A 15709-nucleotide genomic window follows, 5' to 3' on the forward strand; every position below is an offset into this window, starting at 1 on the left:
AGACCACCAGGTGTTCGCGCGGCAGGACCGTCGCGCCGGCCAGGGGCCCGACCTGGTGGGCAACGGCCCGGGTGACGCCGTGCATGTCGAGGTCGTCACGGAAGGCGAGCACGAAGCCGTTGCCGTCGGGGGTGACGAAGTGCGCCTCCCAGTCGACGTCGTCCTGGGTGAAGCCGAAGTCCAGCATCAGCTCGGAGTTGTCGGCGCGCAGCATGCCGTCGGTCAGCATCGGCGTCTCGACCTCGGCCCGGCGCCAGAAGGCGATCCGGTCGGTCAGCGGGTCGTTGCTGGTCATCTCAGGCACGCCGAGCTGGGCGCGGACCTGGTCGAAGTCGGTGACGGTCAGGATCGTCGCCTCTTCCGGCACGAACGGCAGGACGGCGGTCGCCGGCTCCGCCGTCGCGTCGTACTCCGGGGTGCCGGGGACGGTGGGGGTCGGCTCGGGGGGTGAGACCTGCGGGGGCGGGACGTCCGAGCAGCCGGTCGCGAGACCTGCGCAAAGGAGGAGGGCAGCCAGGATTCGCTTCGACATCGCCGACCCATTGTCCTCGACCGGGCTCGGACGAGGCGAGTCAACGAGCGAGGTCAGGGGATGGGGCTGGTCACAGTGGTGGTGGAGCCCAGGGGAGTTGAGGTCACCCCAACCCGGGCCCGGTCCATGTATCAGGGCCCCGCTCCTGCGCCCTCCTTGTCAGTACGGCACGAATCCGAGTCACGAGCGTGAGGAGAAGCCCATGTCCGTCCGATTGAACGACGGCAGTCAGCCAGAGGTGGCGGGCCAGCCCGAACTGGTGGTCGTTGCCGCTGCTGGAGAGGCGGCAAGCCTCACCTCTGCACCGGGGGCCGCTGGAGGAGAGGCGAACGATGTCGCCTCGATCCTCCGGGAGGCGTCAGCCACCATCGCACCGCTGTTCGACGGACCACCCGTCGACGCAGCCAGCGGTCCTCCGTCCACGAGCACCAACGGTGATGCCCCAGATGACCTTCAACGCTACTTCGTCGTGGACGTCGATCCCGGCCGGATGGAGGAGCTCGCCCGGCGACTCAACGAGAGCCCGGCGGTCGAAGGCGCCTACGTCAAGCCGCCTGCGGAGCCGGCCACGGTCCTGGACACGAGGCCGACCGATCAGAGCGCGTCGACCACCGCGAACTTCCGCAGCCGTCAGCACTATCTCGACGCGGCACCGGTCGGGATCGACGCCGACTATGCCTGGAGCCTTCCCGGCGGCAGGGGCGCCGGCGTCAAGGTGATCGACTGCGAATGGGGCTGGAACTCGACTCACGAGGACCTCAAGGCGAACAACATCGGTCTTGTGGGGGGCAGCTCGAGCGCCAATGACCACCACGGAACTGCCGTGTGGGGCGAGATCGGCGGCGATGACAACGGGATCGGGATCAAGGGGATCTCCCCCGACTCGGCACTCGGGGCGTCGTCGTTCGTTGGACAGAGCACGGCGGGAGCCATCAAGAAGGCCGCTGACAGCCTGACTGCAGGCGACATCATCCTGCTCGAGATCCATCGCCGGGGCCCCAACGGCGGCGGTGGTGGCCAGCAGGGCTACATCGCGATCGAGTGGTGGCCGGATGACTTCACCGCGATCACGTACGCAGTGGCGAAGGGCATCATCGTCGTCGAGGCGGCGGGCAACGGCTGGGAGAACCTGGACGCCGCTGTCTACAACACGCCCGGTTCGGGCTTTCCCACGGGATGGAAGAACCCGTTCCGGTTGGCAAACCCCTCCTCCGGAGCAGTGGTCGTCGGGGCAGGAGACCCCCCGTCCGGCACGCACGACCGGACGATCAGCCCGTGGAACCAGCCCTACGTCGACCGTGCCCGGTGCGGTTTCTCGAACTGGGGGGAACGGGTCGACGCTCAGGGTTGGGGATGGGAGGTGACCACCACCGGCTACGGGGACCTGCAGAACGGCGCGCACGACCAGCTGTACACCGACACCTTCTCGGGCACCTCGAGCGCGTCCCCGATCGTGACCGGGGCACTGGCGGTCACGCAGGGGGTGCTGAAGGCCAAGGGAATGCCGTTGATGACCTCGCCCCGGGCCCGGACCCTGCTGCGACAGACGGGGTCGCCCCAGCAGTCCGCGACGGGTCGCCCGTCCTCGCAACGAATCGGGAACCGCCCCTCACTGAAGCAGCTCATTCCGGCGGCGCTGAAGCAGTGGGTGTGGGGACGGACGCTGTCCTACTGCTACTGCCTGACCACGAGCCAGGGCGCCTGGGCCTTCGTCAAGGACATCGGGTGGCGACGACTGCACAGCGGCACGGCTGACGGCATCTCCAACATGTTCACCGTCTGCTGCAACCAGCAGTCCACGGCCGGCCAGGTCAACGTCTTGATGGACGACCGGTACATCTACGCGATCATGCAAGCCTAGGAAGGACGATCCTCATGTGGGTCAACAGCAAGCACGTGCGCTACGTCTACTCGTCCAGCTCGTCGAAGTCGGCCTACGCCCTCTTCGATGGCCTGAGCGGCTGGAAGTCGATCTCGAAGGACTCCAATGACGGTGTCGCCAACATGGTGACCCTGCTGTCGGCGGCCAACTCCAACAACCGCAAGGTGAACGTCTACCTCGACGGCGACAGCGTGACCCGAGCGGTGCTGACGTGATGGACATCCACATCACCGTCAACGTGCCGGCAGAGGGTGGTACGACAGCGACCGGCTCCGCTACCGCTCAGGTGGCTTCGGAGGCAGCCGAGGAGCCGGCCGGAAGCGCGTGGGTCCCGTTGCCGCCCGATGAGTGGGAGGCAGAACTGGATTCCGCACCTCTCGCCGAGGGATCTGTTCCCGACGTCGCCCTCGCGCCGCCCGGTCTGGAGGAGTTGGAGTTCGATCTTCCGGCCGATGCCGCCGACATCGGGCCGCCTCCCCTGCCCCCTCGGCAGGCGGACGGGCTCTCGCAGGGCGACAGCCTGCCCCCGGGTCTGGAGGAGGCAAGCATGAGGTGGTGGCAGCTGGGCATCGAGACGGCCGACACGGCACCGCCCGATCCGTCGGAGTTCGTGACGACGAAGAAGACCGGGCGCCGCAAGTCGGGCCCAGGCCGGGATGCCGGGGGGGATGGTGGATGACGACGTCGTCCATGGGTGGTGGAGCCTAGGGGACTCGAACCCCTAACCCCCTGCTTGCAAAGCAGGTGCGCTACCAATTGCGCCAAGGCCCCCGGTGGAGATGGTCCAGCGGGTGGTGCTGCGGACGAGCTGCTGGTCAGGCCTTGGTGACGTTGTCGGTGGCCTCGGCCCAGAGAGCCTGCTCGGCGCGACCCTCGTCGATCTTCTTCTTGGCGAACGCGGCGCCGGCGGCGGCCAGCAGGACCAGAAGGATCTTCTTCATGGTGACTCCCAAGGACTCGGGTGCGACACGGGTGGTGGGCCTAAGAGGACTTGAACCTCTGACCTCTTCCTTATCAGGGAAGCGCTCTAACCGTCTGAGCTATAGGCCCGTTCTGGCATCAGCCAGGGGTGATCGCCGCAGCGAACGAACCGGACACTACCCCACGCCCGAGCGGCCCGACAAAACGAGATCGACCCTCAGCGGTCGTCCTCGGTCAGGGTGACCTCGATGCCGCCGAGGAGCGCCGCCGCCATGTTGTAGAGGAAGGCTCCCAGGGTCGCGATCGCGGTGAGCAGCACCACGTCGATCACGGCCACCAGCATGGTGAAACCGAGCACCCGCGACGTGCCGACGTAGTTCTGGATGTCGAACGTCGTGGACTGCTGACCACCGAGCACGTCCTGCACGGTCTGGTTGATCGACTCCCACACGCCGGCCGCGCCGAGCACCGACCAGACCATCAGCACCGACACCACGGTGACGACGCCGAAGGCGATCGAGAGCAGGAACGACGTCTTCATCACCGACCAGGGGTCGATCCGCGACATCCGCAGCCGGGCCCGGCGGGTCGGACGCCCGTCCAGCTTCGGCTTCGACGCCGGCTTGGAGTCTCGGTTGGCGTTGGCCTTGTGCTCCTTGGCGGCGTTGTTCAGCCGGGCCTGGATCCGCTCCGCCAGGGGCGGGCGGGTGGCGGCGTCACTGTCAGCACCTGCCCGGGAGGGGGCGGACTGCTTGACGGGGCGTTCCGTCATCAGGCATCACTCTCTGCTGAGGGGTCGGACTCGGCGATTGTCTCATCCGGCACCGCCTCGGCCGAGGTCTCGTCGGTCACAGCCGCGTCGGGGGCACCGGACTCGACCGGAGCAGCACCCTCGGCACCGGCCTCCGCACCGGCCTCGACCTCGGGCTCCTCCTCGTCCTTGGCCTCGACCGAGCGGGCCACGACGGCGACCGCGTCGCCGGACTTCGGCGTCACGAACTTCACGCCCATCGTGGAGCGTCCGGTCGCCCGGAACTGGTCGTTGACGGGGCTGCGCACGACCTGGCCGTTCTGGGTGATCGACAGGATCTCGTCACCCTCCTCGACGATGAAGGCGCCGACCAGGCTGCCGCGCTCGGTGTTGGCCAGCGACATCGCCTTGATCCCGAGGCCGCCACGCGACTGCAGGCGGTACTCCGAGATCCGGGTGCGCTTGGCGAACCCACCGTCGGTGATCGTGAAGACGTACTGCGGCTTGACCTCGGCGAGGTCGCTGGGCGCCTCGACGGCGTCGCTGGGCGCGTCCTCGTTGTCCTCGCTCAGCCCGGCCGCCACCTCGGCGGCCATCTGGGTCGCGCGGATCACCGACATCGACAGCAGCGAGTCGCCGTCGCGGAACTTCATCCCCGAGACGCCGGACGTGGCGCGCCCCATCGGCCGCAGCTGGGTGTCGTCGGCGCGGAACCGGATCGCCTGACCCTTGCGAGAGACCAGCAGGATGTTGTCCTCGGCGTTGACCAGCTCGGCGCCGATCAGCTCGTCGTCGTCCTCACGGAAGTTGATCGCGATGACGCCGGCCTGGCGCGGGCTGTTGTAGTCGGCCAGCCGGGTCTTCTTGACCAGCCCGTTGCGGGTGGCGAGCACCAGGTACGGCGCCTGCTCGTAGTCGCGGATCGCGAGCACCTGGGCGATGTTCTCGTCCGGCTGGAAGCTCAGCAGCCCGGCCACGTGTCCGCCCTTCGCGTCGCGCGACGCCTCGGGCAGGTTGTAGGCCTTGGTCCGGTAGACCCGGCCGGCGGTGGTGAAGAAGAGCAGCCAGTGGTGGTTGGTCGTGGAGATGAAGTGCTGCACGACGTCGTCGCCGCGCAGGCTCGCGCCCCGCACGCCCTTGCCGCCGCGCTTCTGGGTCCGGTACTGGTCGGCGCGGGTGCGCTTGGCGTACCCGCCGCGGGTGATCGAGACGACGAGGTCCTCGTCGGGGATCAGGTCCTCCATGGACAGGTCGCCGTCGGCCGCGATGATCTGGGTACGCCGGTCGTTACCGTACTTCTCGACGATCTCGGCGAGCTCCTCGCCGATGATCTGCCGCTGCCGAGGCTCGCTGGCCAGGATGTCCTCGAGGTCGGCGATGAGCGCCTCGAGCTCGGCGAGCCGGTCCATGATCTTCTGGCGCTCCAGGGCCGCCAGCCGTCGCAGCTGCATGTCGAGGATCGCCTGGGCCTGCACCTCGTCGATCTCCAGCAGCGTCATCAGGCCGGTGCGGGCCTCCTCGACGTCGGGGGAGCGGCGGATCAGCGCGATCACCTCGTCGAGGGCGTCGAGTGCCTTCACGAGTCCGCGGTAGATGTGGGCCTGGCGCTCGGCCTCCGCGAGGCGGAAGCGGGTACGCCGCTGGATGACCTCGATCTGGTGGGTCACCCAGTTGCTGATGAACTGGTCGATGGTCAGCGTGCGCGGCACGCCGTCGACCAGGGCCAGCATGTTGGCGCTGAAGTTGGTCTGCAGCTCGGTGTGCTTGAGCAGGTTGTTCAGCACCACCCGGGCGACCGCGTCGCGCTTGAGCACGACGACCAGGCGCTGGCCGGTGCGGCCCGAGGAGTCGTCGCGGACGTCCGAGATGCCCTGGACCTTGCCGGAGTCGGCGAGCTCGGCGATCTTCAGCGCGAGGTTGTCCGGGTTGACCATGTAGGGCAGCTCGGTGATGGACAGGCAGGTGCGGCCGCGGTTGTCCTCGTCGATCTCGATGACCGCACGCTGGGTGACCGAGCCGCGACCGGTCCGGTAGGCCTGCTCGATGCCCTCGCGGCCGACGATCAGGGCGCCGTTGGGGAAGTCGGGGCCCTTGATCCGCTCGATGAGCGCGTCCTGCAGCTCCTCGCGGGTGGCGTCGGGGTGGTCGAGGGCCCACTGGGCGCCCTCGGCGATCTCGCGCAGGTTGTGCGGCGGGATGTTGGTCGCCATCCCGACCGCGATGCCGGCCGAGCCGTTGACCAGCAGGTTCGGGTAGCGCGACGGCAGGACCGTCGGCTCCTGGCCGCGACCGTCGTAGTTCGGCTGGAAGTTGACCGTGTCCTGGTCGATGTCGCGGACCATCTCGAGCGCCAGCGGCGCCATCCGGCACTCGGTGTACCGCATGGCGGCCGCCGAGTCGTTGCCCGGCGAGCCGAAGTTGCCCTGGCCGTGGATCAGCGGCGCGCGCATCACCCAGGGCTGGGCGAGCCGGACCAGGGTGTCGTAGATCGCCGAGTCACCGTGCGGGTGGTACTGACCCATCACGTCACCGACGACCCGCGAGCACTTGGAGAAGCCGCGGTCGGGCCGGTAGCCCCCGTCGTACATCGCGTAGAGCACGCGCCGGTGCACCGGCTTGAGCCCGTCGCGTACGTCGGGCAGCGCGCGACCGACGATGACCGCCATCGCGTAGTCGATGTAGGCGCGCTGCATCGAGGTCTGCAGCTCGATCGGCTCGATCCGACCGCCGGGCCCGTCGCCGCCGGTGCCGCTACCCAGGTTGGTGGGGGTCTCAGTCACGTGTCTTCGTCTCTCTCGTTGCGTCTACGACTGTCTAAGGACTTGGTTAGATCCCTAGATATCGAGGAAGCGGACGTCCTTGGCATTGCGCTGGATGAAGGAGCGACGTTGCTCGACGTCCTCGCCCATCAGGGTGGAGAAGACCTCGTCGGCCTGGGCCGCGTCGTCGAGCGTGACCTGCAGCATCAGCCGCTGGTCGGGGTTCATCGTGGTCTCCCACAGCTCGTCGGCGTTCATCTCACCGAGGCCCTTGTACCGCTGGACCGGGTTCTCCTTGGGCAGCTTCTTGCCCGCCTCGAGACCGGCGCGGGTCATCGCCTCGCGCTCGGCGTCGGAGTAGACGAACTCGTGCTCGGCCGGCTTGTTCCACCGGATCCGGTAGAGCGGGGGCTGGGCCATGTAGACGAAACCGTGCTCGATCAGCGGCTTCATGAACCGGAACAGCAGGGTGAGCAGCAGCGTGTTGATGTGGTGGCCGTCGACGTCGGCGTCGGCCATCAGCACCACCTTGTGGTAGCGCAGCTTGTCGAGGTTGAACTCCTCGTGGATGCCGGTGCCGAGCGCGGAGATGATCGCCTGGACCTCGGTGTTGGCGAGCACCTTGTCGATGCGCGCCTTCTCGACGTTCAGGATCTTGCCGCGGATCGGCAGGATCGCCTGGACCCGCGGGTCGCGACCCTGACGGGCCGAGCCACCGGCCGAGTCACCCTCGACGATGAAGACCTCGCACTCGGCCGGGTTGGTCGACTGGCAGTCCGAGAGCTTGCCGGGCAGGCCGCCGCCGCCGAGCAGGCCCTTGCGGCTGCGGGCCAGGTCGCGGGCCTTGCGGGCAGCGATCCGGGCCGACGCCGCGGCCTGGGACTTGCGGACGATGTCGCGGCCCTCGGCCGGGTTCTTCTCGAACCAGTCGCCGAGCTGGTCGTTCATGATCCGCTGGACGAAGCCCTTGGCCTCGGTGTTGCCGAGCTTGGTCTTCGTCTGGCCCTCGAACTGGGGCTCGCCCATCTTGATCGAGATGATCGCGGTCAGACCCTCGCGGATGTCGTCACCCGAGACCCGGTCCTCGCGCTTCTTGATCAGGCCCCACTCCTCGCCCCAGTGGTTGACCAGGCCGGTGAGCGCGGCGCGGAAGCCCTCTTCGTGGGTGCCGCCCTCGTGGGTGTTGATCGTGTTGGCGAAGGTGTGGACCGACTCGGTGAACGAGGTGTTCCACTGCATCGCCACCTCGAGGCTCATGTGGTTCTCGACGCTGTCGGGCGTCTCGGCCTCGAACGAGATGATTGTCGGGTTGGCCTTGTCCTTGCGCCGGTTGAGGTGCTCGACGTAGTCGACCAGGCCGCGGTCGTACTTGAAGACGCGCTCGATGCCGCCGCCCTCGCCGGGGCGGATCGCGTCGGAGCCCGCCTGGTCGATGTCGCCGGCGACGGTGTCGTCCTCGATCGCCTCGAGCAGCTCGGCGGCCGCCGGACGCTCGTCGTGGACGACGATCTCCAGGCCCTTGTTCAGGAAGGCCATCTCGCGGAACCGGCTGGTGATCGTCTCGAGCGAGTAGGTGGTGGTCTCGAAGATCTCCTCCGAGGCCCAGTAGGTGACCGTGGTGCCGGTGCGCTCGCCGGGCTCCATCGGCCGGACCTGCTCCAGCGGACCGTCCGGCACACCGATCGAGAACGACTGGCGCCACAGGTGGCCGCGGTTCTTCACCTCGACGATCAGATGGCTCGAGAGCGCGTTCACCACCGAGACGCCGACGCCGTGCAGACCACCGGAGACCTTGTAGCCGCCGCCGCCGAACTTGCCGCCGGCGTGGAGCATGGTGAGCGCCATCGTGACGGCGGGCATCTCCTGGCCCGGCGCGGTGTCGGTCGGGATGCCGCGACCGTTGTCCTCGACCCGGATCGCGCCGTCGGCCTGCAGGGTGACCACGATCCGGTCGCAGTGGCCGGCGAGCGCCTCGTCGACCGCGTTGTCCACGATCTCCCAGATCAGGTGGTGCAGGCCGCGCTCACCGGTCGAGCCGATGTACATGCCGGGGCGTTTGCGGACGGCTTCGAGGCCCTCGAGAACCTGGATCGCCGAGGCGTCGTACGACGTGCCTGCGTCGGGGGCGGTGCCCCGCAGTGCCGGCTGTTGCGAACTCTCGACAGCAGGTTCTTCGGACACACACACCTCTTCACGAAGGGCTCCACGACACGTCGTCGCGGGGCACGGGCAAGCCTCGCCTGGCACAAGGATGGCCGCATCGACATGACGCGAGCGGCCTGCGGGCCATGATACCGGTCAGGAGGCCGTGTGACACGCGCCGGGCTGGGAAGTTGGGGTCATCTGGGGACAAATGTGCCCCTGAGCCGCTCCTGAGGGCCGTTTCGGCGCACGATCAGGGGGTCGGACAGGTCCCCATACGTCCGCGAGGCCCGCAGATCGTCAGTCTCAGCCGTAGGTGTCGCGCGGACCGCGGCCGTCGCGGACCGAGCGCGGACCCTTCTTCCAGGTCGGTCCGTGCGGTCCGAGGACCTCGATCAGCGCGACCGTGCCGTCGCCCAGCTCCTGGTTCAACCGGCGTACGACGGTGGGCGCGAGCATCCGCAGCTGGGTGGCCCAGGCGGTGGAGTCGGTGCGCACGGTCAGCTTGCCCTCGGCGAACGACTCCGGCGTGCAGTGCTGGGCGATGTCGCTGCCGACCAGCTCGGCCCAGCGGCCGAAGACGCCGTGCACCCGCAGGTCGACCTCCCAGCCGTGGGCGTCGACCAGCCGGCCGACCGTGGTGTCCAGCAGCTGGGGGTCGCGCTCGTCGGGGTGCGACCCGGAGACCCGGCCCGGGGTCGATCTGCGGAACGGGCGCTTCCTGCGCGCCGCCGGCGTCGACTTCGACATGGCTCGGGTCAACGCCTTGGCCAGGTCGAGCCCGTCGTTGCGGTGCTCGGGCTCCTCGGGCGGCTCCGGGATCGGGGTCGACACGTCGGGGGAGTCGGGGCAGTCGGGAATCTGGTCCTCCCCGGTGTCGTCAGGACTCACGGCGCACCTCGCCATTGCCGACCAGGTAGCGCGTGCCGGCCAGCACCTCGGGCACGTCGGCCGCGACCGCCGCGGTCACCAGCACCTGCTCGGCCCCGGCCACCAGGGCGGCCAACTGCCCGCGGCGTTCGGTGTCGAGCTCGGCGAAGACGTCGTCCAGGATCAGGATCGGGTCGTCGCCGTCGGCCCGGAGCAGGTCGTACGACGCCAGCCGCAGCGCCAGCGCGAACGACCAGGACTCACCGTGCGAGGCGTAGCCCTTCACCGGCAGCCGCGGTCCCTCGCTCGTGCTGTCGCCGGGGCCGTGGCCCAGGGTGAGCAGCAGCTCGTCGCGGTGCGGTCCCACCAGCGAGATCCCGCGGTCGATCTCGTCGTTGCGGCGCCGTTCGACCTCGGCGAGCAGCGCCTCGGTCAGTTCGGCCCGACCGGCACCGGCCGGCAGCTCGAACGACGGCTTGTAGGTGATCTCGGCGTCGTCGCGGGAGGCCCCGCGCGCGACGGTCTCGTAAGCCTTGCCCAGGTAGGGCCGCAGGTCGTCGACCAGCTGCAACCGCTCGGCGAGCAGCTCCGCGCCGGTGCCGGCCAGGTGGTCGTCCCAGACCGCGAGCGTGGCCATCGCCGACTCCTGCTGACCGCGGCCCCCACGCCGCGCGGCCCCCATCGTCTTGAGCAGCGAGTTGCGCTGGCGCAGCACCCGGTCGTAGTCGGCCCGGACCCCGGCCAACCGGGGCGTGCGCAGCACGAGCAGGTCGTCGAGGAAGCGGCGCCGGTCCGAGGGGTCGCCCTTGACCAGGGTCAGGTCCTCGGGGGAGAAGACCACCGTGCGCACCAGCCCGACCAGGTCGCGGGCCCGGGGGAGCGGGGACTTGTTCACCCGGGCCCGGTTGGCGCGACCGGGGTTGAGCTCGATCTCCAGCACGGCGGTCCGGCCGTCCCGCACCACCGCGGCCCGGACCACGGCCTGGTCGGCGCCGGCCCGGACCAGCGGAGCGTCGGTCGCCACCCGGTGCGAGGAGAGCCGGGAGAGGTAGTCGATCGCCTCCACCAGGTTGGTCTTGCCCTGGCCGTTGCGCCCGATGAAGGCGGTGACGCCCGGCTCGAGCGGGACGTCCGCGGTGGCGTACGAGCGGAAGTCGTGCAGGCTGAGGTGGGAGACGTACAAGCGGGCTTAGCCCTTCGGTGACTCGGCGGCGTCGGGGTTGACGTCACCGCCCGGCGGCGGCGGCGTCTTCACCGCGTGGCCACCGAACTGGTTGCGCATCGCGGCGATCGCCTTCATGCCGGGGCTCTCCTCCTGGCGCGAGGTGAACCGGGCGAAGAGCGCAGCCGTGATCGCGTGCAGCGGTACGGCATGGTCGATCGCGGCCTCGACGGTCCACCGGCCCTCGCCGGAGTCCTCGGCGTACCCGGCGATCTGGTCGAGGTGCGCGTCCTCCTTGAGCGCCGCGACCAGCAGGTCGAGCAGCCAGGAACGGATCACGGTGCCCTCGCGCCAGGAGTCGAAGACGTCGGTGACGTTCTCGACGAGGTCGACCTTCTCCAGCAGCTCGAACCCCTCGGCGTAGGCCTGCATCACCGCGTACTCGATGCCGTTGTGCACCATCTTCGCGAAGTGGCCGGCGCCCGGCTTGCGCCCGGCGTGCACGAAGCCGGAGTCCCCCTCCGGCTTGAGCGCGTCGAAGGCGGGCTGGACCTTGGCGACGTCCTCGTCCGAGCCGCCGCACATCAGGGCGTAGCCGTTCTTCAGGCCCCAGACGCCGCCGGAGACGCCACAGTCGACGAAGCCGACACCCCGCTCGGCGAGCAGGGCGGCGTTCACCTCGTCGTCGGTCCACCGCGAGTTGCCGCCGTCGACGACCAGGTCGCCCTCGCCGAGCAGCTCGCCCAGCTCCCGGACGGTGGCTCGGGTGGGGTCGCCGGCGGGCACCATCACCCACACGACCTTGGGGGAGGGGAGCTTCGCGACGAGCTCCTCGAGACTGGCGACGTCGGCGAGGTCGGGGTTCACGTCGTAGCCCACGACCGTGTGGCCGGCGTTGCGCAGACGGGTGCGCATGTTGCCGCCCATCTTGCCGAGTCCGACGAGTCCGATGTCCATGCGAATCGCTCCCTCGAGATTGCTGGTCAGGTCTGGTCGTGCGTCGTGCGGTCGGTCAGGACAGCAGGCGACGCGGCATCAGCAGGTACCGGAACGGGGAGGCCTCGCCACCCTCGCCGACCGAACCGCTGATCACCACCGGCTTGGAGGCCTGGGTGAACGCCAGCTCGATGACGGGCTGGTCGATCACGGTCAGGCCGTCGAGCAGGAACTGCGGGTTGAACCCGGTGGTGATGTCCTCGCCGTCGATGTTCGCCTCGATCGACTCCGACGCCTGGGCCTCGTCGCCGGAGCCGGCGTCCAGGGTCAGGGTGCCGTCGCTGAACGCGAGCTGGACGGCGGTGTTCCGCTCCGCCACCAGGGCGACGCGCTTGACCGACTCGATCAGCGCCGCCTTGTCGACGGTGGCCACGGTCTGGTGCTCGCTCGGGAACAGGCTGCGGACCTTGGGGAACTCGCCGTCGAGCAGGCGGGTCGTCGTACGACGTACGCCGCCGGGGGCCGCACCCTCGAAGCCGATGATGCCCTCGCCGGAGCCGGTCGCCGCCAGCGCGATCGTGACCGTGCTGCCCGAGGTCAGCGACTTGGCGGTGTCGCCGAGCACCTTCGCCGGGACCAGGGCGGCCATCGAGGCGTCGGGGGTGTGGGGGCTCCAGCTCAGTTCGCGGTGCGAGAGGCGGAACCGGTCGGTGGCGAGCAGCGAGATCGTCGAGCCGTCGATCTCGATCCGGACACCGGTCAGGACGGGAAGCATGTCGTCGCGGCCGGCTGCGGTGACCGCCTGCTGGACGGCGTGGGCGAACTCGTCGCTCTGCACGGTGCCGGTCGCGGCGGGCATGTCGGGCAGCGCGGGGTAGTCCTCGACCGGCATGGTCTGCAGCGTGAATCGCGCGGAACCGCAGGTCAGCGAGACGCGGGCGCCGTCGAGCGTCATCTCGACCGGCTTGGCGGGCAGGCTGCGGCAGATGTCGGCGAGCAGCCGGCCGCTGACCAGGGCGCGCCCCTCGTCGGCGACGTCCGCCTGGAGGGTGGCGCGGGCCGAGGTCTCGTAGTCGAAGGTGGAGAGCACCAGGCCCTCGTCGCTGGCGTCGATCAGCAGACCAGCCAGGACCGGGACACTCGGACGAACCGGGAGGCTGCGGGCAGCCCAGGCGACGGCGTCTGCGAGCACGTCGCGGTCGACACGGAACTTCACTGTGGATGGTCCTCCGGAGTCGGTGAGTCGAACGGTGCTGCGGGGTGGTCCGTGAATCCTGCCATGCGGGCTGCCACGGCGGGAGGTTCGGTGTGGTTTGTCCGGTCCGGCGAATGACACGTTCCGGGAGTTGTCCCCAGGTTGGGGCCCGGACAGAAGTTCACGGAGGATCTCTCTGGATGCAGGTGAGTGGGAGTCATAGCAACGGTGGAAACTGTGGATGAACTCCGTTTGCGCAGGTCAGTCGGGGAACTTCCGGTGCACAGGGGCTGTGGAGGACGGACGGGCCGACTCGTGGGTGCCTGTGTAGTTCGCGGGGTCGTCCCTGACTCGTCGACCGGTTGTGCACAGGCTTCGGCGAGGGTGACACGTCTGGCCCACAAGTCGTCCACAGGCTGGCGCCCGCGCTGGATCAGTTTTGCCGGGCCTGCATCTTCACCCGGTTGGTGAGCTCGCTGACCTGGTTGAAGACCGCCCGACGCTCGGCGAGGAGCTGGTTGATCTTCCGGTCGGCGTACATCACCGTCGTGTGGTCGCGGTTGCCGAACTGGGCGCCGATCTTGGGCAGCGAGAGGTCGGTCAGCTCACGGCACAGGTACATGGCGATCTGGCGGGCCATCACCAGGTGCCGGCCACGGCTGGGTCCGGTGAGCTCCTCGATGGAGAGCCCGAAGTAGGCAGCCGTCTGGGCGATGATCAGCGCAGCGGTGATCTCCGGCTCGCCACCCTCGGGGATCAGGTCCTTGAGCACGATCTCGGCCAGGGTCATGTCGACCTCCTGGCGGTTCAGGTTGGCGAACGCCGTCACCCGGATCAGCGCACCCTCGAGTTCGCGGATGTTGGTCTGGATCTTGCTGGCGATGAACTCCAGCACGTCCGGCGGCGCGGTCATCCGCTCGGTCGCGGCCTTCTTCCGGAGGATCGCGATCCGGGTCTCGAGGTCCGGCGGCTGCACGTCGGTGATCAGGCCCCACTCGAAGCGGTTGCGCAGCCGGTCCTCCAGCGCCTCGAGCCGCTTGGGCGCCCGGTCGGAGGTCAGCACGATCTGCTTGTTGGCGTTGTGCAGCGTGTTGAACGTGTGGAAGAACTCCTCCTGGGTCTGGGTCTTGCCCTCCAGGAACTGGATGTCGTCGATCAGCAGCACGTCGACGTCGCGGTAGCGGCGCTTGAACCGGTCCTGGCGGTCGTCACGGATCGCGTTGATGAACTCGTTCGTGAACTCCTCGCTGGAGACGTAACGCACCTTCGCCCCGCTGTAGAGGCTGCGCACGTAGTGGCCGATCGCGTGCAGCAGGTGGGTCTTGCCCAGCCCGGAGTCGCCGTAGACGAGCAGCGGGTTGTAGGCCTTGCCCGGCGCCTCCGCCACCGCGACCGCGGCTGCGTGCGGGAAGCGGTTGGACGAGCCGATGACGAAGGTCTCGAACGTGTACTTGGGGTTGAGCCGGGTCTCCAGCGAGCTCGTGCGGGAGACCGACTCCGGGATCTCGGTCAGGGGGGCCGCGGGGGCGTTGGTCGCCTCCGGCGCCGGAGCCAGGGATACGTCACTATGTCCACTTGTCGACTTATCGACCTCGTGGACCGGAGGGGCGAGCACACTGTCCTCCAGCTGCGGATTCACGGTGACCGCGATCCGGATCTCCCGACCGAAGGCGATGGTCAGGGCGTCCTCGAGCTGACCGCGCAGCCGGCCCTCGAGCTGGCTGCGGGTGAAGTCGTTGGGCACGGCGATGATGGCAGTGCTCTCGTGCAGGGTGACCGGCTCGCTCGCGCGCAGCCAGGCGCGCTGGTTGGGTTGGAGGTCGTCGACGACACCACGCCACGCCGTGTCCAGGTCCGAGGTGCTCTGCTCCACGGGTTACCGCCTTCTGCTGGGTCGTTCTGAGCCGATGATGGCCAATGGTCGTCGAGCCGCTTGCGTGTCGCAGCCGAACCCGCGACCCGGCCGTGGCCGGTTTTGTTTACACAGCTTTGTCCACAAGCTGTGAACCCGAGACCCTCGTGGTGGAGAGCGCCGTTCCGAAAGGCTCAGAACCCACGAGCGCCCACCTGTTTGTGCAGGTCAGATGGGGTTTCCGGGCCTCATGTGGTGGGGCTCACACCGACGCCGAAGTTGGGGATATCCAGCGGTGATGGGATGCTCGGTGAGGTCGAACGTAACAAGGTCTTGGCCCGCGGGGCAATACTTCATCCACAGGCCAGACCACGGGTGGAGAGCCGGGGTTTGACCCTGTTCGACGCCAGCGCGTACCGTTGGCCGGTCACCCGGTGTCGACGGGTGCCGCATGTCCACGGGAATGTCACGACCGTGGGTGGGCGGTGCCAGCCGAAACACATGGCACGGCACTGCCGAACCGCCGACGTGACTGTCCCTGACACACCATGGAGAGAAGCTCGTGAGCAAGCGTACGTACCAGCCGAACAACCGCCGCCGTCACAAGGTGCACGGATTCCGTCTGCGCATGCGGACCCGCGCCGGTCGCGCCATCCTGGCGACGCGCCGTCGTAAGGGTCGCAAGAGCCTGGCCGTCTGACGGCCAG

14 protein-coding genes and 2 tRNA genes are annotated in these 15709 nt (G+C 68.8%); 4 read left to right on the forward strand and 12 right to left on the reverse strand.

Annotated features, from left to right (window positions below):
• On the reverse strand, positions 1–532 hold a 532-nt coding region (locus ABZE72_RS01355), incomplete at its 3' end, for a hypothetical protein (protein WP_372727214.1).
• A 469-nt stretch (positions 533–1001) separates the two neighbouring features.
• Here ABZE72_RS01355 and ABZE72_RS01360 point away from each other — a divergent pair.
• The 3 genes from ABZE72_RS01360 to ABZE72_RS01370 are packed head-to-tail and all read left to right on the forward strand — an operon-like array spanning position 1002 to position 3093.
• Positions 1002–2393 carry a S8 family serine peptidase gene (locus ABZE72_RS01360; RefSeq protein ID WP_372727215.1) on the forward strand — a complete coding sequence of 464 codons (1392 nt, stop codon included), beginning with the start codon at positions 1002–1004 and terminating at the stop codon, positions 2391–2393.
• Positions 2394–2407: 14 nt separating this feature from the next.
• Positions 2408–2629: a hypothetical protein gene (locus ABZE72_RS01365; protein ID WP_372727216.1), complete on the forward strand. Its 222-nt coding sequence runs from the start codon at positions 2408–2410 to the stop codon at positions 2627–2629.
• Positions 2626–3093, forward strand: coding sequence for a hypothetical protein (locus ABZE72_RS01370; RefSeq protein WP_372727217.1), 468 nt, complete (start codon positions 2626–2628; stop codon positions 3091–3093). Before ABZE72_RS01365 ends, ABZE72_RS01370 begins: the two co-directional genes overlap by 4 nt.
• A 16-nt stretch (positions 3094–3109) precedes the next feature.
• Here ABZE72_RS01370 and ABZE72_RS01375 read toward each other — a convergent pair.
• The 11 genes from ABZE72_RS01375 to dnaA form a co-directional block, all read right to left on the reverse strand.
• Positions 3110–3185: transfer RNA gene (locus tag ABZE72_RS01375), tRNA-Ala, on the reverse strand.
• Between the two features lie 44 nt (positions 3186–3229).
• Positions 3230–3355: a DLW-39 family protein gene (locus ABZE72_RS01380; RefSeq protein WP_372727218.1), complete on the reverse strand. Its 126-nt coding sequence runs from the start codon at positions 3353–3355 to the stop codon at positions 3230–3232.
• A gap of 32 nt (positions 3356–3387) precedes the next feature.
• Positions 3388–3464: transfer RNA gene (locus ABZE72_RS01385), tRNA-Ile, on the reverse strand.
• 88 nt (positions 3465–3552) lie between these two features.
• Entirely contained in the window at positions 3553–4107 is a 555-nt protein-coding gene (locus ABZE72_RS01390) for a DUF3566 domain-containing protein (protein ID WP_372727219.1), read from the reverse strand.
• Positions 4107–6866 carry a DNA gyrase subunit A gene (gene gyrA, locus ABZE72_RS01395; RefSeq protein ID WP_372727220.1) on the reverse strand — a complete coding sequence of 920 codons (2760 nt, stop codon included), beginning with the start codon at positions 6864–6866 and terminating at the stop codon, positions 4107–4109. The genes ABZE72_RS01390 and gyrA overlap by 1 nt, the downstream gene beginning before the upstream one ends.
• A gap of 54 nt (positions 6867–6920) precedes the next feature.
• Positions 6921–9026, reverse strand: coding sequence for a DNA topoisomerase (ATP-hydrolyzing) subunit B (gene gyrB / locus ABZE72_RS01400; protein WP_372727221.1), 2106 nt, complete (start codon positions 9024–9026; stop codon positions 6921–6923).
• A 267-nt stretch (positions 9027–9293) separates the two neighbouring features.
• Positions 9294–9878 (reverse strand): DUF721 domain-containing protein, encoded by a 585-nt coding sequence (locus tag ABZE72_RS01405; protein WP_372727222.1) that lies wholly within the window; start codon positions 9876–9878, stop codon positions 9294–9296.
• Complete coding sequence (gene recF, locus ABZE72_RS01410; RefSeq protein ID WP_372727223.1) at positions 9868–11040, reverse strand: DNA replication/repair protein RecF; 1173 nt, start codon at positions 11038–11040, stop codon at positions 9868–9870. The genes ABZE72_RS01405 and recF overlap by 11 nt, the downstream gene beginning before the upstream one ends.
• A gap of 6 nt (positions 11041–11046) precedes the next feature.
• Positions 11047–11976, reverse strand: a complete 930-nt coding sequence (gene gnd / locus ABZE72_RS01415) for a phosphogluconate dehydrogenase (NAD(+)-dependent, decarboxylating) (RefSeq protein ID WP_372727224.1) — start codon at positions 11974–11976, stop codon at positions 11047–11049.
• 55 nt (positions 11977–12031) lie between these two features.
• Entirely contained in the window at positions 12032–13171 is a 1140-nt protein-coding gene (gene dnaN / locus ABZE72_RS01420; protein ID WP_372727225.1) for a DNA polymerase III subunit beta, read from the reverse strand.
• A gap of 412 nt (positions 13172–13583) precedes the next feature.
• A complete protein-coding gene (gene dnaA / locus ABZE72_RS01425) occupies positions 13584–15023 on the reverse strand; it encodes a chromosomal replication initiator protein DnaA (RefSeq protein WP_372727226.1) in 1440 nt (479 codons plus the stop codon).
• Positions 15024–15564: 541 nt separating this feature from the next.
• On the opposite strand from dnaA, the gene rpmH reads away from it, so the two are divergent.
• Positions 15565–15702, forward strand: coding sequence for a 50S ribosomal protein L34 (gene rpmH / locus ABZE72_RS01430; RefSeq protein WP_372727227.1), 138 nt, complete (start codon positions 15565–15567; stop codon positions 15700–15702).
• The last annotated feature ends 7 nt before the right edge of the window (positions 15703–15709 follow it).

The organism is Nocardioides sp., from assembly GCF_041600255.1.
In the GTDB taxonomy this organism is placed as follows: domain Bacteria; phylum Actinomycetota; class Actinomycetes; order Propionibacteriales; family Nocardioidaceae; genus Nocardioides.

Coding starts and splice junctions, on each gene's coding strand:
- ABZE72_RS01365 (WP_372727216.1), top strand. CDS start 2,408: ATGTGGGTCAACAGCAAGCACGTGCGCTACGTCTACTCGTCCAGCTCG.
- ABZE72_RS01380 (WP_372727218.1), bottom strand. CDS start 3,355: ATGAAGAAGATCCTTCTGGTCCTGCTGGCCGCCGCCGGCGCCGCGTTC.
- ABZE72_RS01390 (WP_372727219.1), bottom strand. CDS start 4,107: ATGACGGAACGCCCCGTCAAGCAGTCCGCCCCCTCCCGGGCAGGTGCT.
- gnd (WP_372727224.1), bottom strand. CDS start 11,976: ATGGACATCGGACTCGTCGGACTCGGCAAGATGGGCGGCAACATGCGC.